Genomic DNA, 26,724 nt, shown 5'->3' on the forward strand with positions numbered 1-26,724 from the left:
AATAATAAAAAGAAAAAGTGCGGTCGATTTTAAAAACGTTTTTAAAACCAACCGCACTTTTTTCATTCAAGGCAATTATTTATTCAACATTTCTCTTAACGCTGAACCGATTTCTGCCAAACTTCTCACGGTTTTCACACCGGCAGCTTCCAGTGCCGCAAATTTTTCATCAGCAGTCCCTTTTCCGCCACTGATAATGGCACCGGCATGCCCCATGCGTTTGCCTTTCGGCGCTGTCACGCCGGCAATGTAGCTCACCACCGGTTTGGTCACATGTTCTTTAATGAACGCTGCCGCTTCTTCCTCCGCGGAACCGCCAATTTCGCCGATCATGACAATCGCTTCCGTTTGCGGATCTTCTTGGAATAATTTCAAAATATCCACAAAGTTGGAGCCTGGGATTGGATCGCCGCCGATACCCACGCAAGTCGATTGACCAAAACCTTCGTCCGTGGTTTGTTTCACGGCTTCATAGGTCAACGTACCTGAGCGAGAAACAATACCGATTTTCCCTTTTTTATGAATGTTGCCCGGCATGATACCGATTTTGCATTCTTCCGGTGTAATCACGCCCGGACAGTTTGGCCCAATCATGCGCACACCTGTTTGGTTCAAACGTTGTTTCACCACCAGCATATCCAAGGTTGGGATGCCTTCGGTGATACAAATAATCAATTTAATCCCAGCATCAATCGCCTCTAAAATCGCATCTTTACAGCCCGGCGCCGGCACATAAATCACCGTTGCTGTGGCACCGGTTGCCTCGACTGCATCGCGTACGGTGTCAAACACAGGCAATCCTAAATGGGTCGTGCCACCTTTATTTGGTGAAACGCCTCCCACCAGTTTAGTGCCATAAGCTAATGCTTGTTCGGAGTGGAATGTACCTTGACCGCCGGTGAAACCTTGGCAAATTACTTTCGTATCTTTATTAATTAAAATTGACATACTATTGCTCCTTATGCGTTAGCCTTTGCCGCTTTCACCGATTCTACCGCCGCATCAGTCAACGTTTGGGCAGCAATAATATTCAAACCGCTCTTCGCTAAAATTTCACGGCCTAACGGGGCATTATTACCTTCTAAACGCACCACCACCGGCACGTTGACACCCACTTCGTTCACAGCCGCCACAATCCCTTCAGCAATCAGATCGCAGCGTACAATGCCACCAAAAATATTGACGAGTACCGCTTTTACATTTTTATCGGAAAGAATAATTTTAAACGCTTCTGCAACGCGTTCTTTGGTTGCACCGCCGCCCACGTCCAAGAAGTTCGCCGGTTGACCGCCGTGTAACTTCACAATATCCATAGTACCCATGGCAAGCCCTGCGCCGTTCACCATGCAACCGATATTGCCGTCTAATGCCACATAGTTAAGTTGGAAACTTTCCGCTAAGGCTTCGCGCGGGTCTTCTTGGCTTGGATCTTGCATTGCGGCTAAAGCCGGTTGACGATATAGCGCATTGCCATCCACCACGATTTTGGCATCTAAACAAAGGAGGTTCCCCTCTTTTGTAACCACCAGTGGGTTCACTTCTAATAGAGACAAATCTCTTTCTACGAACATTTTTGCCATTTGGGTAAAAATATGAGCAAATTGTTTCACTTGATCGCCTTTTAAACCTAATTTAAACGCCAGCTCACGCCCTTGATATGGCATACCACCGGTAAGCGGATCAATCGCCATTTTGTGTAATAAGTGCGGTGTTTTTGCCGCGACTTCTTCGATATTCATCCCACCCTCAGTGGACACCATGAACACCACACGTTGAGAAGCACGATCGAGTACCGCGCCTAGATACAATTCACGTTCAATTTGTGAGCCTTCTTCTACATAAATCGTGTTTACCGGCTGACCATTGGCATCCGTTTGGAAAGTGACCAAACGTTGCCCTAACCATTTATTCGCAAACTCTCTGACTTCCGCTTCGTTGCGTACAAGTTTCACGCCACCCGCTTTACCGCGTCCACCGGCATGGACTTGACATTTCGCCACCCAAACATCACCGTTTAAGTGTTTAATCGCCTCTGCCGCTTCGTCTGCAGTTTTACAGGCAATGCCTTTACCCACCGGCAAGTTGTATTCGGCAAAAACTTGCTTACTTTGATATTCATGTAGATTCATAGAAAATCCTCTGTTAAATGCCCTAATTTTTGTCGTCTTTGAAACAAAGAACCGCCTGTCTTACGCACACGCGGTTCTTCTTTCTTTAGATTTCTAGCAATAATCTTGTTGGGTCTTCCAACAATTCTTTCACAGTCACCAAGAAACCAACTGACTCACGACCGTCAATTAAACGGTGGTCATAACTTAATGCCAAATACATCATTGGACGAATCACTACTTGACCATTCAGTGCCACCGGACGCTCTTTAATGGCGTGCATACCCAAAATCGCGCTTTGTGGTGGATTGATAATTGGGGTGGACATCAAAGAACCAAACACACCACCATTGGTAATGGTGAAGTTACCGCCAGTTAAATCTTCCACGGTCAACTTACCATCACGTCCTTTTTCTGCTAAAGCTTTAATTGACTTCTCAATGTCTGCCATAGAAAGATTGTCGCAATCACGCAATACCGGGGTCACCAAACCGCGTGGTGTGGAAACGGCAATGCTCACGTCAAAATAATTGTGATAAACCACATCGTCACCGTCAATGGAGGCATTCACTTCCGGATAACGTTTCAAGGCTTCCACCACGGCTTTAATGTAGAAAGACATAAAACCTAAACGTACGCCGTGTTGTTTTTCAAATTTTTCGCCGTATTGTTTACGCAAATTCATGATCGGTTGCATATCCACTTCATTGAACGTGGTTAACATCGCTGTATTATTTTTCGCTTCCAATAAACGCTCTGCAATACGTTTTCGTAAACGGGTCATCGGCACGCGTTTCTCACTGCGTGCGGAATAAGCCATGGTGCTGACCGTGGTTTCTGCCGCTTTAGGCGCAGCTGCACGTTTTGCGATAACCACTTCAACGTCTTCGCGGGTAATACGACCACCGACACCTGAGCCTTTCACCTCAGAAGCTTGAATATCGTGTTCCGCTAACAAACGACGAACCGCCGGACTTAAAGCATCCGAGGTATGAGGTTCATCAGGCACTTCAGTACGACGATCCGCCGGTGTCGGTTCTGCCGTTTTTTCTGTCGTCGCTGTGGCGCCTGTTACAGAGGTTTCTAATTTACCCAACAACTGTTTGCTCACCACGGTGGCGCCTTCATCTTGCACAATTTCACTGAGCACGCCGTCTGCTTGCGCCGGCACTTCAAGCACCACTTTGTCTGTTTCAATTTCCACAATCACTTCATCACGTTTCACCGCATCGCCGGCTTTTTTATGCCAAGTGGCAACGGTGGCATCGGCAACTGACTCGGGCAAATCCGGGACAAGAATTTCAATCGTCATAATTTCATTCCTTTTTTGTATTCATTTAGCTAAGTATCAATGTTGTTAAGCATAAAGTGCGGTCATTTTTTGGGGTGTTTTTAAAATACACGAAAAATACACCGCACCTTAACGGATTAAAGGGTTAAGGCATCTTCCACCAATTGTTTTTGCTGTTTAGCGTGCAATGACAAATAACCTACCGCCGGTGAAGCAGAAGCCGGGCGGCCGGCATAAGACAATTTGGCATTGTCCGGAATCACAGCCTCAAAGTTATGTTTACTGCAGTACCAAGCCCCTTGGTTCAGTGGCTCTTCTTGGCACCATACAAAATCCGTTACATGTGAATAAGGCGCCAACACCGCTTTCACATCCTCGTGTGGGAACGGATAAAGTTGCTCAATACGAATGATAGCTACGTTATCCTGTTCATTTTTACGGCGTTGTTCCAATAAATCGTAATACACTTTACCGGCGCACATCACCACACGTTTCACTTTTTTCGGATCTAGATTGTCAATTTCACCAATAACCGTTTGGAACGTGCCGTTAAGCAATTCATCCATACTGGATACGGCTAACGGATGACGTAACAAGGATTTCGGTGAAATACCAATTAACGGACGGCGCATTTTACGAATCGCTTGGCGACGTAACATGTGATACACCTGCGCCGGTGTTGAAGGCACACAAACTTGCATATTTTGTTGTGCACAAAGTTGCAAATAACGCTCTAAACGGGCAGATGAGTGTTCCGGGCCTTGTCCTTCGTAACCATGCGGTAGCAACATCACTAAACCACACATTCTGCCCCATTTTTGTTCGCCGGAGCTGATGAATTGGTCAATCACGATTTGCGCGCCGTTGGCGAAATCACCAAATTGCGCTTCCCAAATGGTTAAGGTTTTCGGATCCGTGGTGGCATAACCATATTCAAAGGCAAGCACCCCTTCTTCAGTTAAAACGGAATCCCATACTTCAAAGCGACCTTGATTGGCGTGTAATTGGGTTAATGGCACATAGCCGGTACCGTCTTTTTGGTTATGTACAACGGCATGACGATGGAAGAACGTACCACGGCCGGCATCTTCACCGGATAAACGCACATGAATGCCTTCATCCAACAAGGTAGCGTACGCCATGGTTTCCGCCATCCCCCAGTCTAATAATTTTTCGCCTCGACCCATTTCTTGGCGGTCGGCATAGATTTTTTCAACACGAGGGTGCGGTTGCACATAATCCGGATAATGAGAGACACGTTTTGCTAAGGTTTTAAACCGCTCTTCCGGGAATTTGCTTTCATACGGCGCCGTCCAGTCATAGTTGAGATACTGCAACCAGTCCACTTTTGCCATGTCCATCGCGCGCCATTCCGGCACGACACATTCACCATTATCCAAAGCATCGCGGTATAAATTGGAAATTTCTGTGGCATCTTCTTCCGTAATGACGCCCTCTTGAATTAAACGGTTAGCATACACTTTCGGCGGTGTTGGGTGTTTTTTGATAATGCCATACATCATCGGCTGAGTGGCCAATGGCTCATCGGCTTCGTTATGACCATGGCGACGGTAGGAAATTAAATCAATGAAAATATCCCGTTTAAAGACAGTTCGATATTCCACTGCCATACGGGCAGCAAAAGCAACGGCTTCCGGATCATCACCGTTCACATGAATAATCGGCGCCTGAATCATTTTGGCGATGTCGGTACAAAACTCGGTAGAACGGGTATCCGTCGGGTTAGAGGTAGTGAAACCGATTTGGTTATTGATCACAATACGAATCGTGCCGCCGACTTTATAACCCCGTGCATTGGACATATTCAAGGTTTCTTGTACGATACCTTGTCCTGTTACCGCGGAGTCACCGTGCACTGTTACCGCCAACACTTTGTTATGTTCGGTGTCTTGTTTACGGGTTTGTCTTGCGCGCACGGAACCAATTACAACCGGGCTCACAATTTCTAAGTGAGACGGGTTAAAGGCAAGTGTCAAATGCACTTTCTTATCATCTACCGCAAAATCGGAGGAGAAACCTTGGTGATATTTCACATCACCGGTACGATTATCTTCAGCATGTTTACCGGCAAATTCATCAAATAAGTCGCTCGGGCGTTTACCAAATACATTGACTAACATATTGAGACGACCACGATGCGCCATGCCCAATACGACATCGTCCATCCCATGACGGCTGGCATGACGGATGATCTCTTTCATCATCGGAATAAACGCATCGCTTCCTTCCAACGAGAAACGTTTCGCGCCCGGGAATTTCGCTCCTAGATAACGTTCTAAACCGTCAGCGGCCGTTAATTCTTTCAGCAAATTGATTTTTTCGTCTTTACTGAAAAGTGGCTGTTGAATCCATTTTTCTTGTTTGCTTTGCAACCAATTACGCTGTTCCATATCGTGAATGTGCATAAACTCCAGCCCAATATTGCCACAATAGGTGGCTTTCAAATCGCGGGCTAAATCACGTAGCTTCATGCTTTCCTTGCCATAAACGGCATAGTCGATATTGAAACTTTCGTCTAAATCAGCGTCGGTTAATCCATGTTGGTGATAGTCTAATTCAGGCACCGAGGAGGTTTTCCAGCGGTAATAATTGAGAGGGTCGAGGGTAGCTTCAATGTAGCCACGGGAACGGTATGCGTTAATGAATTGTAAAACTTTAACTAATTTCGCGCTCGCTTCCGGATCAATCACGCTCACGCTCTGTCCATGATTTTCTCGCGCTAAACGGCGGAAATAATCGCGCACCGTTGAATGCGCCTGCTCAAGTGCGGTGGATTTTGGCAGCGTTTTAAAAATTTCTTGCCAACTGGCATCCACACTGTTCGGATCTTCAAGATAGCTTTCATAAAGATCCTCAATATAAGACTGATTTGCCCCACCTAGTGCACTGGAGGAGAGCCATTCATGTAAAGAATGCTGCATACATACCACCTTAAGATTTAAATACGCTAACAAACAACGTAACGATAAATAAAATACAGAAGAATTTTCTGCGCTTTGAATGTCGGCATTATGCCAAAAGCATTCATTTGATACTGTGATCTAGGTTTGAATTTTTACAAAAAATTAACTTTTATGTAAAAAAAGAGCAGTGAAAATATTTCAATTTCTCACCGCACTTTCTAAAAAGAAAAATACTATTTATTCGCTCATTTTGACATAAGGATTTGTTCGTTTTTCTTCACCGATGGTAGTATAAGGCCCATGCCCAGGTATCACAATCATATCATCTCCCAGAGGGTATAATTTATTGCGAATAGACGCCAGAATTGTCTCATAACTCCCCCCCGGGAAATCCGTGCGCCCAATGCCATTTTTAAACAACACATCACCGGTAAAAGCAATGCGTTTTTTGTGTTCAATAAAACCAATATGTCCCGGTGTATGTCCCGGCAAGTGTAAAATCTCAAACGTAAAATCACCAATATTGAGTGTTTCACCTTCCAGATCTAACCAACGGTCCGGTTCAAAGGCAGACACCTCAAACAGCATACCAAATTTCTCTGATTGTTGCGGCAAGTTTTTAAACCAATAATCATCTTGCGAATTAGATCCCCAAATCTGTATATTAAAATGCTGTTTTAATTTTTCTGCTGCCCCTACATGGTCTAAATGGCCGTGTGTTAATAAAATTACTTGTAAATTCAGCCCAAGTTCTTCAATCCGTCTAATCAGCTTTTCCGCTTCGCCACCCGGATCAATAATTGCCGCTTTTTTTTCATCATCCCAAATTAAAGAACAATTTTGTTGAAATGCCGTTACGGGGATAATTTCAATGTTCATATGATACTCACCATATTTTTCAGTAAAAAACCGCACAAAAGTGCGGTCTAAATTTCAAATGTTTTTACTAACTACCGCGCCAAGTACGCACCGGACCGGTATCCATATGCACAAAATTACTGCGAGGATAAAAACCAACACCACCATTTTGTAGTGCGTCGACGGCATCGCGTACTTTCGCTAACGGCACCCCATCAATGCGAAAATCGATGGCTTGTCCACGAATATGATAACTATTACTTGCTACCCCTCGACTACGACGATGCATTGCCGCATTGCTAGCAGCAGAACGATATCCACAAATAATTTGGATTTCCGTGTTACGTAAACCAAGATTCTGCTGCAACTGATAAAATTTAGTAAAAAGATTTGGGTCCATTCTATGAACCTGATTGGTACGCTTATCACGTAGAAAATGGTCTAGTAACCGCAAAGTAGCGTTATTAAAACCTCGTCCCAAAGCAAACTCTGCGCTCAGTTTCTCACCGGTATTAATATTACGAAAACTTAATAGACGGGGTTTTGGCGTTGAAACTGCCGCTAAAACCGTATTCGGTAAAAGCGAAGCGCCTAATACAATCCCCCCTAGCGATAACCATTTACGTCGACCATGGTTAATATGACTCATTATGTATTTCCTAAATATGATAATAATCTGTTTACTTAATTAAGGTTACCAAGATAAATTCCACAGATTAACGTTGAATATAGTGTTTTAAAATATCCCAATTAATATAACTTAAATCAGGGGCTTTGTCATAACCGTAAATATCCGGCAATGTGTGAACTTGATCTTTATCCACCCATGCAGTGACATAATACAAAAAGACCGGATTATCGGATTTAATACCAGCTGAAGTTGTTTTTTTACTTTTTAGCACATTTTGTTTTCTTTCATCCGTCCAACCCGCTTCTTTCAATAGAATAGTGGCCAACTGATCTGATTTTTCTACACGGATACAACCGGAACTTAAGGCACGATTTTTATTGCCGAATAAATTACGTTTCGGTGTATCGTGCAAATAAATAGCCTCAGAACTCGGCATATTGAATTTATAGTTTCCTAATGCACTGTTATCACTTGGGGCTTGGCGCAAGCGATATGGGAATCTTTTCGCCGACATATTTTCCCAATCTATCGTGTAAGGATCGATGGTATTACCACTGCCATCAATAATCGTATAGCCATGGCGATAAATATAACTCGGATCTTTACGTACTTTTGGAATAATGTCTTCGTTAATCAAACGGGTTGGCGCATTCCAAGGCGGGTTCACTACCACATTACTCAAACGACTAGACATCACCGGCGTTTTACGGCTTGATTGTCCAACAATCACACGAGAACTTAAAACCACTTGTCCATCGCGATAATAATTGAGTTCGTAACTTGGAATATTCACGAAAATACCATCTTGGAAGGCAGGTAAAATGCGTAAACGTTGAGCATTAATCGCTAACCGATACAGTTCAACCATATTATGCTTATCAACACCCGCGTCAATTACATGAGCTACGCGCGCCGATGTTTGCTTAAAGAGCGCATTTTCGCCGGAAAGATTTTTCACAAAAGTAAAATTATCATTATTTTTGACCGCACTTAACCATGCAGACACTTGCTCATCACTTAACTGACCGGCTTTATAGCTATTGCCTGCATATAACCATTTTTGTGCGGATTTCGCTACATTGGTGGCATAAAACAAATAATCTAAAAATGCGTCGGTTAACAGAACATCTTCAATTAACTCGCCTTTTCCTGCTGCTTCATAGATCGCATTTAAAGCATTTGCTGAGCGTTTCGAAATTCCCCCGGCAATCGCTAATGCATAATCATGTAAAAATTGCTGCTTGGCCTGATTATCTGTCCAAATTGGAGAAAAATGATTCTCAACATAAATCTTGGCAATTAAAGGTTTAAATTGAAGAGATACATCACCAAAATGCTCAGAAAAGCGTTTTTCTGCCTCAACTGCCAAGTGTTCTTCTTCAGCCTTCTTCTCTGCAGCTAAACGTGCTTCCTCGACCTTATTTTCTAGCTCCAACTGCTGTGTGGCTAGCATTGAATCACTTTGCTGTAATTCCTCTGCAGCAACATTCCCTACATAAAGCATGCTTATGATCGCAAGAGTAACTAATTTAAACGTTCGAGTATTCATCAACTTACCTTAATTTTTATAAACTTTCTTAAAAACGACCGCACTTAGAAAAGTGCGATCCAAAAACAAGAGATTTATTGATTTGCAGACTTATCAGTCTGTTTTATTTCAGCCTTTTTCTGCTCAAATTTAACCATATCTGCCGCAATTGCAGCTGCCTCTTTCAGGAAGAAATCCGGTGCTTCATAATCTTTCGGCAAATCATCAATATCTTTCAATGGCTTTTTACCTTCACGTTTGAAACGTTCATTAATGTCTTTCAAACGTTTCTCGTCATCTTTATCATTTTCCGCTTTGCGTTTTTGATAATTTAACGACAAGAACTTACGTTCACGGCGCTCATTACGCACTTTTAAATCTTCGTTAAGTGCAATAAATTCCGGATTTTTCGCCATGCGGTCATTATGTTTTTGCACCAATTCGGAGACCGATTTGCGTGCTTCGCTCACCTCAGAATAATTCACTGACGGAATTTTATCCCATGGTAATGCATTATCTTCTTTTTCTTCACCGTATTCTTTACTATCAATGACATCTGGGAATTGAATATCCGGCGCAACACCTTTCAACTGTGTGCTACCGCCATTAATACGATAGAATTTTTGAATCGTATATTGCAATAAACCCAGTGGGGTTTGATCCAAGTCGTAAACAAAATTCAAGGAACGACTTTGTTGGACGGTACCTTTTCCATAAGAATTTTGCCCGATAACAACACCGCGGTTATAGTCTTGGATTGCTGCTGCAAAAATTTCAGAGGCTGACGCACTAAAACGATTAATCATAACTAATAACGGACCGCTATATTGCTGCGCATTATCCGGATCTTCATGTACACGAATACGTTGATAAGCATCGCGAACCTGAACAACCGGGCCATCGCTAATAAATAAACCGGTCAAACCAACGGCTTCTGTTAAGGCGCCACCGCCATTTTCACGAAGATCAACGATTAATGCAGATGCTTTTTTTACTTTTATATCGTTAAGTAATTTTTTGACATCTTCTGTTAATCCCAAATAAAAACTAGGAATCTTAATCACCGCAACATCAACGCCATCCATTTTCTCAATCGTTAATTTTGCTGCTTGGTCTTCAATCCGAATTTTATCACGTACCAAGGTAACAATACGGGACTTGCCACCTTTATCCGATTCAACTTCCAAACGAACTTTAGAGCCTTTTTTACCTTTGATCTTGTCAACAATGTCCTCTAAACGCCAACCAACTACATCTTCAATTTCGCCTTTTTCCTGACCCACACCAATAATTTTATCGCCAGCTTTAAGTTTTTTGCTGCGCTCTGCCGGCGCACCCGGCACTAACGATTTAATACTGGTTTCATCGTCTTCAGACTGCAAAGTCGCGCCAATACCTTCCAAAGAAAGATTCATACTTTCATTGAAACTTTTTGCCGTACGAGGCGCTAAATAACTGGTATGGGGGTCGATTTCACGGGCAAATGCGTTTAAGTAGGTTTGTACCACATCATCTGCTTTGGTTTGAGTCAAGCGACGAATGGCTAAGTTATAGCGTTTAACTAATTTCTCTTTAATTTCAGGCCATTTTTTATCTTTTAATTTCAAATTGATGATGTCATTTTTGACACGCGCTTCCCATAATTTATCGGCTTCCGCTTCCGTTTTAGGCCATGCGGCTTTTTCACGATCAATTTCAATTTGCATATCGTCATTTAAAGCAGGTTCTTTATCCAACAAAGACAATGCATAACGATAACGCTCATAACGACGTTTCATCATCAAATCATAGATATTAAATGCAATATCCAAGTTGCCTGCATTCAATTCATCATCAATTTTTTTGCCATATTTTGCGCGTAAATCATCAATATCCGACTGTAAAAAAGTATTACGGTTAAAGTCTAATCCTTTGAGATAACGATCAAAAATCTTCTCAGAGAATTCGTCATCTAATTGAAATTTACGATAATGAGACTGTGTCAAACGTGTTGTCGCCCGCTTCGTGGCAAACATATTCGCTTCAGAAGGTTGCAGTGCAACAATATCTGAAGGTTTTAACTTAGGTTGCACCGCGTCAACAACACCCGCATTAAGAAACAACGTTCCTAATACAAGTGCGGTCAAATAATTTTTCGTTTTACTCAATTTCATTCAAACTTTCCTAATATATACGGCAAAAACAAAATAAATGAAGTTATCTGCACAGATAACTTCATTAAAAGTTGGTTTAAGCAAACAAACGGTCTGCTGTGACGTTTACGACCAAACCGTTATCTAATTCTACGCGGGCGGCCTCGTTGGAGAATTCCAACACTTTTGCATTTTGCGCTCTGTCGCCCACTTTGACCTTCACCTGCTGACCTTCTTGTAACTCTGCCATGTTTACGCTGGTCAGCACTAATTTAGGTTTACGTACCGTTTTTTCACCCTGTTTTGGAGTACGACGCGCCGGGCGTTTTTTCTCAGTTGCTGCCTTGGCTGCTTTTTCCGCTGCGCGTTTTTGTGCAACCAATGCTTTAGCTTCAGCTAATTGTTGAGCAGCATGATCCGCATGTTCCTGTTCTAATTCACCAGCCGGATTGCCTTGTAAATCCACACGCACGGCACCTACTTTACAACCATGTAAATAGCGCCAGTTAGACGTATATTGACGCAAAGCATGACGTAATTGTGTTTTACTTACGCGTTCATCATCTTTTAATGCTTCACTTAAATCTTGGAACAAACCGATTTTTAACGGTTTTGCCTCTCCCTCAAGAGAAAAACAGAGCGGAAATTTTTCCGCCAAATAAGCAATTATTTCTTTATTATTAGTTAATTTTTGTACTTCTGTCATGACGAAATCCTGTAGACATCCTATATAGATTTTGAATAGAAAAGACTTGCCACATTTTAGCCACTTTGGCTAAAAATGACAATGAATAATCAGATTTAGCGTGGAGAAATCATAAACGCAGGTAAAAACAACCGCACTTTTTTATGCCATATTCAGCAAATCCGTGCCAAAAGAAAAGAACCAGTATAAAATACGCGTTTCTTTAATGAGGAATAACAATTCATGACAGGCAAGTTACAAACCGATTTGACCAAGGTAAATTACTCCCGCATAGCCCGCTGCGGCGATTGTAATGCCGTGATCAAAATTCTGCCCTTACAAAAAGGCCAACGCGCTGTCTGTCCGCGCTGCCATAATGTGTTGTACTCAACCAACCGCTGGAGCCTTAAACGCTGTTCCATTATTGCCCTTTCAATTTTGATACTCATGCCCTTTGCGCTCACCTACCCGCTGTTGAGCATTCACCTGCTCGGTGAAAAAATTAATGCCTCGGTATGGCAAGGGGTTTGGAAAATGGCAACACAAGGCTTCTCTTATACGGCATTTTTAATTTTTATTTGTGCTGTTTTTATGCCTATTGCCTTTGCGCTTTTAGTCATTTTGTTGCGCTTAGCGCAAATGGTCAAAGCCAAACCACGCAACCTTTTAATCTCCTTAGGCTACATTAAACCGTGGGTCATGTTTGATGTGTATTTAGTGGCACTGGGCGTTACTATGTTCAAAGTAAAAGAATACGCCACGTTAGAATTGGATATTTATTTAATCGCCTTTGTTTTCACCGCACTTTTAACCACGTTATTATTTATCAAAATTAACCCGGCAGAAGTGTGGAATGATTTTTACCCACAAAGTAAGGCGGTCAACGACGTCACAAAAGCAGAGGATTTGCGCTACTGCCATTCTTGCCAATACAGTTTCCTCAATCCCTTGACGGATAATAAAGGCAAAGAAATTTGCCCCCGTTGTTATTCGCAAATTGATATTCCTTCTGCCATAAAATTACAACGGACTTGGGCGTTATTGTTAGCCGGTATTATCATGCTCTTTCCGGCTAACCTGCTGCCCATCTCGGTAATCTATGTCAATGGCGCACCAAGTGCCGATACGCTAATGTCCGGCGTGCTAAGTTTTATTGACATGGGAAGCTATTTCATTGCCTTTGTCGTTTTCACCGCCAGTATTTTCGTGCCCGTCAGTAAAGTATTGATTATTTTATATTTACTGATTTGTGTACATTTTAAGCTGAAACACTCCATCCGCTGGCAAATGCGTTTATTGCATGTGGTCCATTTTGTCGGTCGCTGGTCGATGTTGGATTTATTCGTTTTAGCACTCATGATGTCCTTAGTCACCAGAGGGCAAATTATTGATTTTTCTGTAGGCACTGCTGCGCTGTATTTTGGTGCTGCAGTTTTCTTAACAATGATTGCGGCGGAACAATTTGATAGCCGCTTAATTTGGGAAATTTATGACAGACAACACAAAACACACAACACACACTGAAGTCGATGCCAACGTCACTCAAAATAGACGTATTTCACCTTTTTGGCTTCTTCCTTTCATTGCGCTTTGTATTGGCGCTATCTTGTTCTTCCAAATAATTCAGGAACAAGGCATTAGCGTTCGTATTACTTTTGCAAATGGTGAAGGTTTAGTCGCAGATAAAACTCAAATCCGCTATCAAGGTTTACAGATCGGTGTTGTAAAAAAAGTGAATTTCACCGATGACCTACAAAAAGTCGATGTGGTGGCTAATATTTACCCAGAAGCAAGAAGCGTGCTGCGTGAAAACACCAAATTCTGGTTAGTCAAACCAAGTGCTTCTTTGGCAGGGATTTCAGGGCTAGATGCTTTGGTGTCAGGTAACTACATCACGTTACAACCGGGTGATGGCGATGCCCAAAATCAATTCATTGCGGAAACAGAAGGTCCGATTGCACAATTAAATCCGGGTGATTTATTAATTCATTTAATCGCCGATGATCTGGGTTCTATCTCCATTGGTGCCTCCATTTATTACAAAAAAATGCCTGTAGGGAAAGTCTATGACTACCACTTCACCGAAGACGGCAAAAAAGTAGAAATTGATATTGTCATCGATAAACCTTATGCAAAATTTGTGAAAAAAGACAGCCACTTTTGGAACATCAGCGGCATTAATGCAAATATCGGCGTTTCCGGTTTAAATGTGAACGTAGATAGTTTGAATGCTGTTGTGCAAGGTGCCGCCGCTTTTGACTCACCAAACGACAGCCCGCTTGCGGAAATGAACGAAACCTATACGCTTTATTCCAATTTACAAGCGGCAAAACGCGGCATTAATATCAACGTAAATATTCCGAATGTCGCCGGCTTAGAGGCTGGCAAAACGCAAGTGTATTACCAAAATACCGAGATTGGGGTGCTGTCCAAATTAAGTGCGGTGGAAAATAACGATGAAATGTTAAGTGGCACCTTGCTCATTGATCCCAACCTAACCAATTTATTTAAAACGAATACTCACATTGTATTGCGTGCGAAAAAAAGTGGCTTAGGCGATTTCACAGATGTTCAAAAACTCTTACGTGGTCAATATTTTGAGATTCTGCCGGGCAATGGCGATACTCAAACCACCTTTAATGTAATTAAAGAAAGTGAGTTATTGCTCAAACAACCTAACACCTTAGTGCTCAACTTAACCGCGCCGGAAACTTACGGCATTAGCGAAGGACAACCGCTGCTTTATAACAATATTCAAATTGGTGAAGTGGTCGCACAACACGTTGCTTCCGATGGGGTGCAATTTAAAGTTGCCGTTGCCGCCGATTATCGCCATTTGATCCACGGTGATACGTTATTTGTTGCGGCATCTAATTTTGATGTAAGTATTGGCGTTGATGGCTTACGCTTCGAAGCAGCCACCCCAGAACGATGGTTACAAGGCGGCATTCGAATTATTGCCGGCAAAGAACAAAGTAAAGCACAAGAAAATTACGTACTTTATCGTGATTTAGCCAGTGCAGAAACCGGCATTACGGACAATCGCCCAAACCCGACACTCACCCTGACGACGTCCAATTTACCAAGTATTAACAAAGGGTCATTGGTACTTTATCGCCAATATGAAGTGGGCAAAATTTTAGATATTCGTCCACAACAGCAAAACTTTGCGGTTGATGTATTTATTTATCCGAAATACCAACACTTATTAACCGATAAAAGCCTGTTCTGGGTGGAAAGTGCGGCACAAATTGACATTACGCCGAAAGGTATCAGCATTCAAGCAACACCGATTACCCGTTCACTAAAAGGTGCAATCAGTTTTGATAACAGTGGTAGCAAACATAATCGCACCCTTTATCCGAATGAACTTCGAGCAAAATCTGCCGGGCAGCAAATTATCCTTACCGCAGAAGATGCAACGAATTTAAGTAAAGGCATGGCGCTACGTTATTTGGGCTTAACGATCGGTGAAATTGACAGCGTTCAATTAGATCAAAAGAATAATAAAATCATCAGCAAAGCGTTGATTCATCCGAATTATATGGCGTTAATTGCCAAAGAAGGCTCCCGTTTCAAAGTGATTTCACCGCAAATTTCCGCAGGTGGCATTGAAAATATCGACAGCCTATTGCAACCGTATATTGATGTGGAGATTGGTTCCGGCAAAACGAAAACTCAATTTGCCTTAGCCCAATCCATCAACAATAACATCAAATATACCAATGGGTTGCCACTTGTCTTGGAAACGACAGATGCGTTAAACATTACTACCGGATCGCCGATCATGTATCGTGGTGTAGAAGTAGGTACAATTAAAAACTTAGAGCTAAACTCCCTCGGCGATCGCGTATTAATTCATATTGTCATTGCGTCAAAATACCAACATTTAGTCCGCAAAAACTCTGAATTCTGGATTGCTTCAGGCTACGATTTCAACCTAAGCTTGTCAGGGGCACAATTTAACACCGGCAGCGTGCAGCAATTGCTCAAAGGCGGAATTTCTTTCTCTACGCCATCCGGCACAGTCGTTCAGGAACCGGCGAAAGCGAATCAACGTTTCTTATTGCAAATAAAACGTCCGCAAGATAGCCAAAAATGGAATCAGGGTGCATTGCCACCAAGCCATTAAAGAGCGGTCATTTTTTTACGTATTTTTTATTTAAAGAATTAAGTAAAAAGATTAAAAAATTTAAGGATTTCTTAAGAAACGCCACTTATAATGCGCCACATTCGACACAAACAGCGATGTGGCGTGACTATTTCATCTGATATTATTTAGGAGTCTTTATGAAGAAAATCGTAACCTTAGCAGCATTGTTAGCCATGTCTTCCACCGCATTTGCCGGTTTTCAAGACACTAACGCAAGTAACAATCTAACCACCGTGCAAGCGGCACAAAAAATGGCTGATCACGCACCGGTCACTTTAGAAGGTAACTTTGTTCGTCAAATTGATGACGATGAATTTATTTTCCGTGATAGCACCGGTGAAATCAAAGTGGATGTTGATGATCACGCGTGGAAAGGCGTTAATGTCACACCAAACGATCGCGTTCGTATTCAAGGTTCCGTTGATAAAGATTTTGGTGAACCAACAAGCATTGAAGTACATCAAATTCAAAAAATTCAATAATTCACTCAAGCACACCCAAAAAACAAACCGCACTTTGACTTAAAAAACCAAAGTGCGGTCTGTTTTTGAGATGAATTTATTTTATTTCTGTATCGCTAATTCAAGTAACTTCACGATCACGTTCACCGCATCTTTCATTCCCTCAAGCGCAATCAACTCATGCTTACTATGGAAGTTATAACCACCGGTAAAAATATTTGGGCAAGCCAAGCCTTTTTCTGCCAACCAAGCGCCGTCTGTGCCACCACGAATCAGTTTATGATAAGGCGTGATATTACATTGTTTCATAGCCGAATCTGCCAATTCAATAGCTTGAGGAATCTGTTTAATCACCTCATACATATTTTTATAGTTTTCCGTTAAAACTAGCTCAACTGGTTTTAACAAGCGTTTTTGTCGGTTAAATTTTTCCACTAAATCACAGATAAATTGTTTACGCTTTTCAAAATGAGCACTGTCAAAATCGCGAATTAAATACTGCAATTCCACTTTTTCAAGTGTGCCGTCAAAGTGATGTAAATGGAAAAAACCTTCTCGCTGTTCCGTTTGTTCCGGCACTTCCATCGCCGGGAACGCATTTTGAAATTCGCAGGCCAATGCAAGCGCGTTAATCATTTTGTGCTTTGCATAACCGGGATGAATGTTGCATCCGTGGAAAGTGATTTTTGCGGAGGCCGCATTGAAATTTTCGTATTCCAATTCACCGACTGCGCCACCATCTATCGTATACGCCCAATCACAAGAAAAACGCTCAAACGGGAAAAATTGCATTCCCAAACCAATTTCTTCATCCGGAGTAAACGCCACCCGAATATTGCAGTGAGGTAAATTCTCAGTTTTTAAGCGATAAAGTGCGGTCATAATTTCCGCTATTCCGGCTTTGTTATCCGCGCCCAACAACGTTTTACCGTCTGTGACGATTAACGTTTTGCCGACCAGTTGGTGTAAGAAAGGATAATACACCGGGCTGATAAATTCTTCCCCGATACCCAAAGCAATATCGCCACCACGATAGTTATCAATCACTTCAGGCTGCACATGTTTGCCGCTGCAATCCGGCGAGGTGTCGAGATGGGCAATTAAACCAATTGTCGGCGCGTGAGGATCTACGTTGGAGGGTAAAAATGCGGTTAATACGGCGTGTTTATTGAGCTCAATTTCTTGCAACCCGAGTGCCACCAATTCTTGCTGTAACAGTTTGGCTAAGGCTAATTGACCTGCCGAACTAGGAGAAATTTTAGCACCGGGTTTTGCTTGCGTATCATAACTCACATAATTAAAAAAACGCTCCAACACCGGTTCTCGAGATAATAAATCTTGCATTCTTTTTCTCCCTTATTTTTATCTAATTTGACTTTCCGAAAAAACAATAAAAAATTGTATTAAGTCTAGCGACAAATAGAGCCAAAATCCTTGATATATCACAACTATTTTAGTTTTTATTAAAAAACCTGATTAATTCCTTTTCATTATCTCCCGTTCACTATATCATTAGCGTTCATTTTACAGTCACCGCCTACATTTTTGTGGGCATTTGTTTCTAATTTTTATCGAAAAACTTCGGTACGTTAGGGAGAAAACCAAAGCTAGTGGAAAACTCGGTTCAAAACAAGCCAATTATTGAGCTTCGTTCAATCAAAAAATCCTACGGTTCCAATACCATTATTAACGATTTTAATTTAACCATTAATAATGGTGAATTTGTCACCATTCTTGGCCCATCCGGTTGTGGTAAGACCACCGTGTTGCGTTTATTAGCCGGATTGGAAGAATTAGATTCCGGCAACATTATTTTGGACGGTGAAGACATTACCAATGTACCGGCAGAAAAACGTCACATCAACACCGTATTCCAAAGTTATGCCTTATTTCCACATATGACGATTTTTGAAAACGTGGCTTTCGGTTTGCGCATGCAAAAAGTGCCGGAAAGCGAGATCAAACCTCGTGTATTAGAGGCATTGCGTATGGTTCAGTTGGAAGAGATGGCAGAACGTAAACCTACCCAACTTTCCGGCGGACAACAACAACGTATCGCAATTGCTCGTGCGGTGGTCAATAAACCGAAAGTCTTATTACTTGATGAATCTCTGTCTGCGCTGGATTATAAATTGCGCAAACAAATGCAATATGAATTAAAGCAATTACAACGCCAATTAGGCATTACCTTTATTTTCGTGACCCATGACCAAGAAGAGGCAATCACCATGTCTGATCGTATTGTCTTATTGCGTAAAGGTAAAATTGCACAAGACGGCTCTCCGCGTGAGATTTATGAAGATCCGGCAAACTTGTTTGTGGCACGTTTCATCGGCGAAATTAATGTTTTTGATGCAACCGTCATTGAACGCAAATCAGACGATGTAGTACTTGCCAATGTGGAAGGCCGTATTTGTGATATTTATACGGATATTCCGGTCGAAAAAGATCAACAACTTCAAGTGTTGCTTCGCCCGGAAGATATTGTGATTGAAGAGCTGGATGAACACGAACATTCTAACGCGATTATCGGTCACATTATCGACCGCACTTACAAAGGTATGACCCTTGAATCTACCGTAGAATTCGAGCACAACGGCAAACGCGTGTTAGTGAGTGAGTTTTTCAATGAAGACGATCCTCATATGGATCACAGTATTGGTCAACGTGTAGGGATTACTTGGCACGAAGGTTGGGAGGTTGTACTCAACGATGAAGATAATCAATAATAAATTTCAGAAAATTACTGTTGCGATTATCTTCGGTTGGCTCATTTTCTTTGTGCTAATTCCAAACTTATTGGTATTAGTCGTAAGTTTCTTAACCCGAGATGGTAGTAACTTTTATGCCTTGCCATTTAACTTGGATAACTACATCAACCTGTTTAATCCGCTTTATGCGCAGGTGGTGTGGAATTCATTGTATATGTCGGGCATTGCCACCATTATTTGCTTACTGATCGGCTATCCATTCGCCTTTATGGTCAGCAAAATTCATCCGAAATATCGACCGCTCTTATTGTTCCTTGTGGTATTGCCATTCTGGACAAACTCGCTGATTCGTATTTATGGTATGAAAGTGTTCCTTGGAGTGAAAGGCGTGTTGAATACCATGTTGATGGATATGGGCATTTTGAGTGAACCGATTCGCATTCTAAACACAGAGGTGGCGGTGATCATCGGTTTAGTCTATTTGCTTCTGCCATTTATGATTTTGCCACTTTACTCCGCCATTGAAAAATTAGACGGACGTTTATTGGAAGCCGCAAAAGACTTAGGCGCGAATGCGTTTCAACGTTTCTTCCGTGTGATTTTACCACTCACCATGCCGGGCATTGTGGCAGGTTGCCTGTTGGTATTGTTACCGGCAATGGGCATGTTCTATGTCGCGGACTTACTTGGTGGTGCGAAAGTCTTACTTGTGGGTAACGTGATTAAGAGTGAATTCTTAATTTCCCGCAACTGGCCGTTCGGTTCGGCAATCAGTATCGGCTTAACGATTCTCATGGCCTTGTTAATTTTTGTGTACTACCGTGCCAATAAACTATTGAATAAGAAAGTGGAGTTAGAATAATGAGCCGTTTACTACGTAATATCTTTATGTTTGTGGTATACGCTTATTTGTATATCCCAATTATTATTTTGGTGACTAACTCCTTCAATGAAGACCGTTATGGTTTAAGTTGGAAAGGCTTTAGCTGGAACTGGTATGAACGGCTGTTTAACAATGATACTTTAATTCAAGCAGCGATTCATTCTGTAACGATTGCTTTCTTTGCAGCAACCCTCGCTACCATTGTGGGCGGTTTAACTGCGATTGCACTTTATCGTTATCGTTTCCGTGGCAAACAAGCCGTAAGTGGTATGTTGTTTATCGTGATGATGTCGCCGGATATCGTGATGGCGGTATCGTTGCTCGCGTTGTTTATGGTTGTGGGGATTTCTTTAGGTTTCTGGTCCTTATTGTTGGCACACGTGACCTTCTGTTTGCCTTATGTCACAGTCACTATTTTCTCCCGCTTAAACGGTTTCGATGCCAGAATGTTAGAAGCCGCGAAAGATTTGGGGGCAAGCGAAGTGACGATTTTACGCAAAATCATCCTACCACTTGCGTTACCTGCGGTGGTCTCCGGTTGGTTGTTAAGCTTTACCATCTCGCTAGATGATGTTGTGGTGTCGTCTTTTGTGAGCGGTGTAAGCTATGAAATCTTACCGTTGCGTATTTTCTCCTTGGTGAAAACCGGGGTGACACCGGAAGTCAATGCACTTGCAACCATCATGATTGTGCTTTCATTATTACTCGTAGTTGCTAGCCAATTTATCGGCAGAAAACACAAGGATATCTAGCAGTAATAATGTTTCACAAATAATTTAATATCACATACAATACGCCTTGACGCACAATCAAGGCGTTTTTTTATACCTGCATTTTATGCAGGTGGTTTTTTACCCCTCTTTTACGGAGAACAAACAAAAATGAAAAAATTTGCTGGTTTATTCACCGCAAGTATGATCGCCGTTGCCCTTACCGGTTGTAACGAAAAAGATAACAAGCAAGCGCAAACCACACCCGAAGCTGCAAAAGCTGAAGCGCCTGCAAATGATACCGTGTATCTTTATACATGGACGGAATATGTGCCGGATGGACTTTTAGATGAGTTCACGAAAGAAACCGGCATCAAGGTTATTGTTTCCAGCCTTGAATCCAACGAAACCATGTATGCAAAAATCAAGACCCAAGGGGCTGCCGGCGGTTATGATGTGATTGCGCCGTCTAACTACTTCGTATCCAAAATGGCACGCGAAGGTATGTTAAAAGAACTTGACCACAGCAAATTACCTGTCATTAAAGAATTAGACCCTGATTGGCTCGACAAGCCTTACGACAAAGGCAACAAATATTCCCTTCCACAATTATTAGGTGCGCCGGGTATTGCATTCAACACCAATAGCTACAAAGGCACCGATTTCACCTCTTGGGGTGATTTATGGAAACCGGAATTTGCGAATAAAGTACAATTATTAGATGATGCCCGTGAAGTATTCAACATTGCCTTATTGAAAATTGGTCAAGATCCTAATACGCAAGATCCAACAATTATCAAACAGGCTTATGAGGAATTGTTGAAATTACGTCCGAATGTACTTTCTTTCAACTCTGATAACCCGGCAAACTCTTTTATTTCCGGTGAAGTAGAAGTGGGTCAATTATGGAACGGTTCTGTGCGTATTGCGAAAAAAGAACAAGCACCTTTAGACATGGTGTTCCCAAAAGAAGGGCCGGTACTTTGGGTGGATACTTTAGCCATTCCGGTTACCTCTAAAAATCCGGACGGTGCGCACAAACTTATCAACTATATGTTAGGTGCGAAAGCCGCTGAAAAATTAACCTTGGCAATTGGTTATCCAACGGCGAACCTTGAAGCGAAAAAAGTCTTACCAAAAGAAATCACGGAAGATCCGGCAATCTATCCAACAGCTGAAGTATTAAAAAATAGCTACTGGCAAGATGATGTGGGTGATGCGATTCAATACTATGAACAATATTATCAAGAGCTAAAAGCAGCGAAATAATTTGTTCTCATAGCCATCACAAAAGTGCGGTCGAAATTTATATTAATTTTCAACCGCACTTTTTTTATCTAATGCTAAGATAAGGAAATGAAAAGCGAAAAAGGAGGGGATTATGACAACACCAATTTCAGACAAAATTCACCACGCGTTGTCCCAAATTGATAATGTACTGTTAGCTCAGGATATTTGGCTTATTTTACAAGAGCAAAAATTTGTGGGATTCCTACCGCACTTTGCCATACAGCACTTGTGCAACAAACATCAAATCACGCCTCAACAACTCTCCCTTCAGCTGCTTCCCATTGCCGCTTGTTATGCCACCACGCCCATCTCACATTTTAATGTTGGCGCGATCGTCATAGGAGTGAGCGGCAATTTTTATTTCGGTGCGAATCAAGAATTTTGCCAAACGGATATTCAACAAACCATCCATGCCGAACAAAGCGCAATCAGTCATGCTTGGATGCGCGGAGAAAAACAAATCACCGACATTAGCGTCAACTACACACCATGCGGCCATTGTCGCCAGTTTATGAATGAATTAAATAGCGCAGAAAGATTACAAATTCATTTACCGCATCGTCAGAATAATCCGTTGCACCAATATTTACCCGATGCATTCGGGCCAAAAAACTTGAACATTCAGCTACATTTGCTAGATCAGCATGATAATCAATTATCCTTGAACAGCAACGACCCAGTGATTTCACAAGCCCTTGCGATGGCGAACCAAGCACATGCGCCTTATTCAAAGGCCTTCCATGGCATTGCATTACAAACGCAAGATCAACACATTTATCACGGCAGTTATGCGGAAAATGCGGCGTTTAACCCAAGCCTACCGGCGATGCAAGTGGCGCTGAATTATCTGATATTAAGTGGTGAAGCCGTAGAAAATATCACCCGTGCTGTGATGGTCGAGAAATCTCAAACCTTGAAATACAAAGCAATGGCAGAGGCCCTACTCACCAGCGTATGTGAGGTAAAATTAGAGTATTTTGAGGTATAAAAGTGCGGTGAATTTTCAGTGCGTTTAAAAGATATGGGTGCGTATAACCGCACCCATATTTATTTTTTTAAGTGATTTAGTTTGCAGATTTACCAATCACCTCTAATCCGCCCATGTAAGGACGTAAAACCTCCGGTACGGTAATTGAACCATCGGCATTTTGATAGTTTTCCAAAACTGCCACTAAGGTACGACCTACGGCTAAACCGGAACCATTAAGGGTATGCACCAAACGGGTTTTCTTGTCGCCTTTTGAACGACAGCGTGCTTGCATACGACGCGCTTGGAAATCCCACATGTTGGAGCAAGAAGAAATTTCACGGTACGTATTTTGCGCCGGCACCCAAACTTCTAAGTCGTAAGTTTTGCAAGAACCAAAGCCCATATCACCGGTACAAAGCAACACTTTACGATATGGCAAGCCAAGTAATTGCAAGACTTTTTCCGCGTGACCTGTTAGTTCTTCTAGTGCATCCATGGATTTTTCCGGTTCCACAATTTGAACCAATTCCACTTTATCAAATTGGTGCATACGAATTAAACCGCGTGTATCACGGCCGTAAGAACCGGCTTCAGAACGGAAACATGGTGTATGTGCAGTCATTTTTAACGGTAAATTTTCCGCCTCTAAAATTTCGCCACGTACCAAGTTGGTGACCGGCACTTCTGCTGTTGGAATCAATGCATAAGTGCGTTGCACTTCATTTGGGTCTTGCCCTTCTAGCGGTTTCGTGTGGAATAGATCTTCACTGAATTTAGGTAATTGACCTGTGCCATAAAGCGTATCGTGGTTCACTAAATAAGGCACATAAGCTTCCGTGTAGCCATGCTGTTCCGTGTGTAAATCCAACATAAATTGCGCAATGGCACGATGTAATTTGGCAATTTGACCTTTCATCACCACAAAACGGGAACCGGTTAATTTGACCGCAGAAGCAAAATCTAAGCCTTGTAAATTTTCGCCTAACGCAACGTGGTCTTTTACCTCAAAATCAAATTTGCGTGGCTCACCCCAACGGGATACTTCTAAATTTTCACTGTCATCTTTCCCCAAAGGAACTTCATCAGCAGGAATATTCGGGATGTTCAAGGCAATGTCATTTAACGCATTTTGTACTTTTTCTAACTCAACTTTACCCTGTTCTAATTCTGCGCCCATGTGATCCACTTCTGCTAACAAAGGCGCAATATCCTCTCCACGGGCTTTTGCCGCACCGATGGCTTTAGAACGTGCATTACGTTCTGCTTGTAACGTTTCGGTTTTGATCTGTAAGGCTTTGCGTTTTTCTTCTAATTGTGTGAGGTTGTCCACATCAAGAATAAAACCACGTTTAATTTTTAATTTTTCTGCAACTTCTGCCAGATTATTACGAAGTAAATTCGGATCGATCATACTGTTACCTTTCTCTTCTTCTGTTTATTAATACCGTGTTAAAAATTGCGTTTATTCTATATCGTATTCAACCAATAAACTAGCAAAAACATGGACTAAAGTGCGGTCAGAAATCGCCGTGTTTTTTCGTGCTACCTTATTTTCCACTCAAAAAGAGGTCATTGGATACTCCCTATGAGTTTAAAAGTACGCCAATAAAACTTTGATGTAACGCAACAATTTTCCTAATTCTACTACTTAATAAGTAGTCTTAATGTTAAACTAGCGCCGATTTTCTCATCACCAAATGAAATTATTTTCTGGAGTATCTATGGAATTTCTAATGAACTTAAGTGAAGGCTCGCAATTTGCTATTCAACTTGCGATCGTCTTAATCTGTTTATTCTACGGCGCCAAAAAAGGCGGTATCGCTCTCGGTTTGTTAGGCGGTATTGGTCTTATTGTCTTGGTGTTCGGTTTCGGCATTGAACCGGGTAAACCGGCAATCGATGTCATGTTAACCATCCTTGCGGTGGTGGTAACATCGGCAACATTACAAGCCAGTGGCGGTTTAGATGTGATGTTGCAAATCGCAGAAAAATTACTGCGTAAAAATCCGAAATACGTCAGTATTCTCGCTCCGTTCGTTACCTGCACCCTGACTATTCTTTGCGGTACCGGACACGTGGTTTATACCATGCTACCGATTATTTACGATATCGCGATTAAAAACGACATTCGTCCGGAACGCCCAATGGCAGCCAGTTCTATTGCCTCACAAATGGGTATCATCGCTTCCCCAGTTTCCGTTGCGGTAGTCACCTTAACGGCTTTCTTAGTGAATGCACAAAACCATTTAGCAGGCTTTGATGGTTACTTAGATTTATTAAAAATCACTGTGCCATCCACCCTTTGTGGTGTTTTAGCTATCGGTATCTTCAGCTGGTTCCGTGGTAAAGATTTAGATAAAGACCAAGAATTCCAAGAAAAATTAAAAGATCCTGAATTCAAAAAATATGTGTATGGCGACAGCGCTTCCCTACTCGATAAAAAATTACCACAATCCAGCTGGAACGCGATGTGGATTTTCTTCGGTGCCATTTTAGTGGTTGCCTTATTAGGTTATTTCAAAGAATTACGCCCATCTTTTGAGAAAAGTGCACCTGCGCAGGTAGTTGAAGTACTTTCAGGTGATAAAGCAGTCAAAAGCTTTAACGTGAAAGACGGTAAAATTCTTGCCGTAGCTAAAGACGGTAAAGTCGCTCTTGATGTTAAAGACAACAAAGCCAAAGCCAAAACAGTTTATGACCGCGCTGAGATTTATGACAACGAAGGCACATTAACCCAAACGATTGCTTTACAAGATAACAATGTGATCATTACTGCCGCGGATAAAACAGAAACCATTGAAAATGCGGCAATCGTCTTAAAAGACTCCGTGAAGAAAAAAGTCAATTTAGGCATGGTTCACGTTATTCAAATCTTCATGTTATTGGCCGGTTCATTAATCATCATCTTTACAAAAACCGATGCCGGCAAAATCAGTAAAAATGAAATCTTCCGTTCCGGTATGATTGCATTAGTAGCAGTGTTCGGGATTTCTTGGATGGCAGAAACCATGTTTACCGTCCATACACCGATGATGAAAGCGGCATTAGGTGATGTAGTAAAAGCTCACCCTTGGACTTATGCTGTAATGCTACTATTAATCTCTAAATTCGTTAACTCCCAAGCGGCGGCATTAGTGGCATTCGTACCACTGGCATTAGGTATCGGTGTTGACCCGGCGATTATTCTTGCCTTCGCCGCAGCGTGTTACGGTTACTACATTTTACCAACCTACCCAAGTGACCTGGCAGCAATTCAATTTGACCGTTCAGGCACGACCCACATCGGTAAATTTGTCATCAACCACAGCTTTATTTTACCGGGCTTAATCGGTGTAATTACCTCCTGTATATTTGGTTACATCTTCACAACCCTGTTTGGATACTTGTAA

At 42.0% G+C, this 26,724-nt stretch carries 20 protein-coding genes; 9 read left to right on the forward strand and 11 right to left on the reverse strand.

What is annotated here, in order from left to right:
• Positions 1 to 75: 75 nt before the first annotated feature.
• The 9 genes from sucD to proQ form a co-directional block, all read right to left on the reverse strand.
• Positions 76 to 948, reverse strand: coding sequence for a succinate--CoA ligase subunit alpha (gene sucD, locus ACO5E4_RS04085; protein ID WP_109432890.1), 873 nt, complete (start codon positions 946 to 948; stop codon positions 76 to 78).
• 11 nt (positions 949 to 959) lie between these two features.
• Entirely contained in the window at positions 960 to 2,129 is a 1,170-nt protein-coding gene (gene sucC / locus ACO5E4_RS04090) for an ADP-forming succinate--CoA ligase subunit beta (RefSeq protein WP_485862162.1), read from the reverse strand.
• Positions 2,130 to 2,214: 85 nt separating this feature from the next.
• On the reverse strand, positions 2,215 to 3,420 hold the full coding sequence (gene odhB, locus ACO5E4_RS04095) for a 2-oxoglutarate dehydrogenase complex dihydrolipoyllysine-residue succinyltransferase (protein ID WP_485862163.1): 1,206 nt from the start codon (positions 3,418 to 3,420) through the stop codon (positions 2,215 to 2,217).
• 116 nt (positions 3,421 to 3,536) lie between these two features.
• Positions 3,537 to 6,341 carry a 2-oxoglutarate dehydrogenase E1 component gene (gene sucA / locus ACO5E4_RS04100; protein WP_485862164.1) on the reverse strand — a complete coding sequence of 935 codons (2,805 nt, stop codon included), beginning with the start codon at positions 6,339 to 6,341 and terminating at the stop codon, positions 3,537 to 3,539.
• Between the two features lie 219 nt (positions 6,342 to 6,560).
• Entirely contained in the window at positions 6,561 to 7,202 is a 642-nt protein-coding gene (locus ACO5E4_RS04105) for an MBL fold metallo-hydrolase (RefSeq protein ID WP_485862165.1), read from the reverse strand.
• 67 nt (positions 7,203 to 7,269) lie between these two features.
• On the reverse strand, positions 7,270 to 7,830 hold the full coding sequence (mepK, locus tag ACO5E4_RS04110) for a peptidoglycan L,D-endopeptidase MepK (protein WP_314953467.1): 561 nt from the start codon (positions 7,828 to 7,830) through the stop codon (positions 7,270 to 7,272).
• A gap of 67 nt (positions 7,831 to 7,897) precedes the next feature.
• Positions 7,898 to 9,361 (reverse strand): L,D-transpeptidase family protein, encoded by a 1,464-nt coding sequence (locus ACO5E4_RS04115; protein ID WP_485862166.1) that lies wholly within the window; start codon positions 9,359 to 9,361, stop codon positions 7,898 to 7,900.
• Between the two features lie 74 nt (positions 9,362 to 9,435).
• Positions 9,436 to 11,493 carry a carboxy terminal-processing peptidase gene (prc, locus tag ACO5E4_RS04120; protein ID WP_485862167.1) on the reverse strand — a complete coding sequence of 686 codons (2,058 nt, stop codon included), beginning with the start codon at positions 11,491 to 11,493 and terminating at the stop codon, positions 9,436 to 9,438.
• A gap of 76 nt (positions 11,494 to 11,569) precedes the next feature.
• A complete protein-coding gene (gene proQ / locus ACO5E4_RS04125) occupies positions 11,570 to 12,178 on the reverse strand; it encodes an RNA chaperone ProQ (RefSeq protein ID WP_314953462.1) in 609 nt (202 codons plus the stop codon).
• A gap of 222 nt (positions 12,179 to 12,400) precedes the next feature.
• Between proQ and ACO5E4_RS04130 the strand changes: the two genes are divergently transcribed.
• From ACO5E4_RS04130 to ACO5E4_RS04140, 3 genes are all read left to right on the forward strand, one after another.
• The gene (locus ACO5E4_RS04130) at positions 12,401 to 13,681 is read left to right on the forward strand and encodes a PqiA/YebS family transporter subunit (RefSeq protein WP_485862168.1); all 1,281 of its coding nucleotides are present in this window, start codon (positions 12,401 to 12,403) and stop codon (positions 13,679 to 13,681) included.
• Entirely contained in the window at positions 13,647 to 16,289 is a 2,643-nt protein-coding gene (locus ACO5E4_RS04135; RefSeq protein ID WP_485862169.1) for a PqiB family protein, read from the forward strand. Before ACO5E4_RS04130 ends, ACO5E4_RS04135 begins: the two co-directional genes overlap by 35 nt.
• A gap of 158 nt (positions 16,290 to 16,447) precedes the next feature.
• Positions 16,448 to 16,792, forward strand: a complete 345-nt coding sequence (locus ACO5E4_RS04140; RefSeq protein WP_109432879.1) for a YgiW/YdeI family stress tolerance OB fold protein — start codon at positions 16,448 to 16,450, stop codon at positions 16,790 to 16,792.
• 81 nt (positions 16,793 to 16,873) lie between these two features.
• On the opposite strand, the gene pepT is transcribed toward ACO5E4_RS04140, so the two are convergent.
• Positions 16,874 to 18,115: a peptidase T gene (gene pepT / locus ACO5E4_RS04145; RefSeq protein WP_485862170.1), complete on the reverse strand. Its 1,242-nt coding sequence runs from the start codon at positions 18,113 to 18,115 to the stop codon at positions 16,874 to 16,876.
• A gap of 266 nt (positions 18,116 to 18,381) precedes the next feature.
• Here pepT and potA point away from each other — a divergent pair, with 266 nt between their 5' ends.
• The 5 genes from potA (at position 18,382) to cdd (ending at position 23,353) form a co-directional block, all read left to right on the forward strand.
• Positions 18,382 to 19,500, forward strand: coding sequence for a spermidine/putrescine ABC transporter ATP-binding protein PotA (potA, locus tag ACO5E4_RS04150; protein ID WP_021617030.1), 1,119 nt, complete (start codon positions 18,382 to 18,384; stop codon positions 19,498 to 19,500).
• On the forward strand, positions 19,484 to 20,344 hold the full coding sequence (gene potB, locus ACO5E4_RS04155; RefSeq protein WP_021617029.1) for a spermidine/putrescine ABC transporter permease PotB: 861 nt from the start codon (positions 19,484 to 19,486) through the stop codon (positions 20,342 to 20,344). Before potA ends, potB begins: the two co-directional genes overlap by 17 nt.
• Positions 20,344 to 21,117: a spermidine/putrescine ABC transporter permease PotC gene (gene potC, locus ACO5E4_RS04160; protein WP_290521082.1), complete on the forward strand. Its 774-nt coding sequence runs from the start codon at positions 20,344 to 20,346 to the stop codon at positions 21,115 to 21,117. Before potB ends, potC begins: the two co-directional genes overlap by 1 nt.
• A gap of 129 nt (positions 21,118 to 21,246) precedes the next feature.
• Positions 21,247 to 22,344, forward strand: a complete 1,098-nt coding sequence (locus ACO5E4_RS04165; RefSeq protein WP_485862171.1) for an extracellular solute-binding protein — start codon at positions 21,247 to 21,249, stop codon at positions 22,342 to 22,344.
• 112 nt (positions 22,345 to 22,456) lie between these two features.
• Positions 22,457 to 23,353 (forward strand): cytidine deaminase, encoded by an 897-nt coding sequence (cdd, locus tag ACO5E4_RS04170; protein ID WP_485862172.1) that lies wholly within the window; start codon positions 22,457 to 22,459, stop codon positions 23,351 to 23,353.
• Positions 23,354 to 23,429: 76 nt separating this feature from the next.
• Here cdd and serS read toward each other — a convergent pair whose 3' ends face one another.
• Complete coding sequence (serS, locus tag ACO5E4_RS04175) at positions 23,430 to 24,746, reverse strand: serine--tRNA ligase (RefSeq protein WP_485862173.1); 1,317 nt, start codon at positions 24,744 to 24,746, stop codon at positions 23,430 to 23,432.
• A gap of 310 nt (positions 24,747 to 25,056) precedes the next feature.
• On the opposite strand from serS, the gene ACO5E4_RS04180 reads away from it, so the two are divergent.
• Entirely contained in the window at positions 25,057 to 26,724 is a 1,668-nt protein-coding gene (locus ACO5E4_RS04180; RefSeq protein WP_314953445.1) for an anaerobic C4-dicarboxylate transporter, read from the forward strand.

This window comes from Aggregatibacter sp., from assembly GCF_057314075.1.

What these genes read in the sequence shown, in the direction of transcription:
- potB (WP_021617029.1), top strand. Translation starts at nt 19,484, where the DNA reads ATGAAGATAATCAATAATAAATTTCAGAAAATTACTGTTGCGATTATC.
- ACO5E4_RS04180 (WP_314953445.1), top strand. Translation starts at nt 25,057, where the DNA reads ATGGAATTTCTAATGAACTTAAGTGAAGGCTCGCAATTTGCTATTCAA.
- cdd (WP_485862172.1), top strand. Translation starts at nt 22,457, where the DNA reads ATGACAACACCAATTTCAGACAAAATTCACCACGCGTTGTCCCAAATT.
- ACO5E4_RS04130 (WP_485862168.1), top strand. Translation starts at nt 12,401, where the DNA reads ATGACAGGCAAGTTACAAACCGATTTGACCAAGGTAAATTACTCCCGC.
- pepT (WP_485862170.1), bottom strand. Translation starts at nt 18,115, where the DNA reads ATGCAAGATTTATTATCTCGAGAACCGGTGTTGGAGCGTTTTTTTAAT.
- ACO5E4_RS04165 (WP_485862171.1), top strand. Translation starts at nt 21,247, where the DNA reads ATGAAAAAATTTGCTGGTTTATTCACCGCAAGTATGATCGCCGTTGCC.
- sucD (WP_109432890.1), bottom strand. Translation starts at nt 948, where the DNA reads ATGTCAATTTTAATTAATAAAGATACGAAAGTAATTTGCCAAGGTTTC.
- ACO5E4_RS04105 (WP_485862165.1), bottom strand. Translation starts at nt 7,202, where the DNA reads ATGAACATTGAAATTATCCCCGTAACGGCATTTCAACAAAATTGTTCT.
- sucA (WP_485862164.1), bottom strand. Translation starts at nt 6,341, where the DNA reads ATGCAGCATTCTTTACATGAATGGCTCTCCTCCAGTGCACTAGGTGGG.
- ACO5E4_RS04115 (WP_485862166.1), bottom strand. Translation starts at nt 9,361, where the DNA reads ATGAATACTCGAACGTTTAAATTAGTTACTCTTGCGATCATAAGCATG.
- ACO5E4_RS04140 (WP_109432879.1), top strand. Translation starts at nt 16,448, where the DNA reads ATGAAGAAAATCGTAACCTTAGCAGCATTGTTAGCCATGTCTTCCACC.
- sucC (WP_485862162.1), bottom strand. Translation starts at nt 2,129, where the DNA reads ATGAATCTACATGAATATCAAAGTAAGCAAGTTTTTGCCGAATACAAC.
- proQ (WP_314953462.1), bottom strand. Translation starts at nt 12,178, where the DNA reads ATGACAGAAGTACAAAAATTAACTAATAATAAAGAAATAATTGCTTAT.
- mepK (WP_314953467.1), bottom strand. Translation starts at nt 7,830, where the DNA reads ATGAGTCATATTAACCATGGTCGACGTAAATGGTTATCGCTAGGGGGG.
- odhB (WP_485862163.1), bottom strand. Translation starts at nt 3,420, where the DNA reads ATGACGATTGAAATTCTTGTCCCGGATTTGCCCGAGTCAGTTGCCGAT.
- serS (WP_485862173.1), bottom strand. Translation starts at nt 24,746, where the DNA reads ATGATCGATCCGAATTTACTTCGTAATAATCTGGCAGAAGTTGCAGAA.
- ACO5E4_RS04135 (WP_485862169.1), top strand. Translation starts at nt 13,647, where the DNA reads ATGACAGACAACACAAAACACACAACACACACTGAAGTCGATGCCAAC.
- potC (WP_290521082.1), top strand. Translation starts at nt 20,344, where the DNA reads ATGAGCCGTTTACTACGTAATATCTTTATGTTTGTGGTATACGCTTAT.
- prc (WP_485862167.1), bottom strand. Translation starts at nt 11,493, where the DNA reads ATGAAATTGAGTAAAACGAAAAATTATTTGACCGCACTTGTATTAGGA.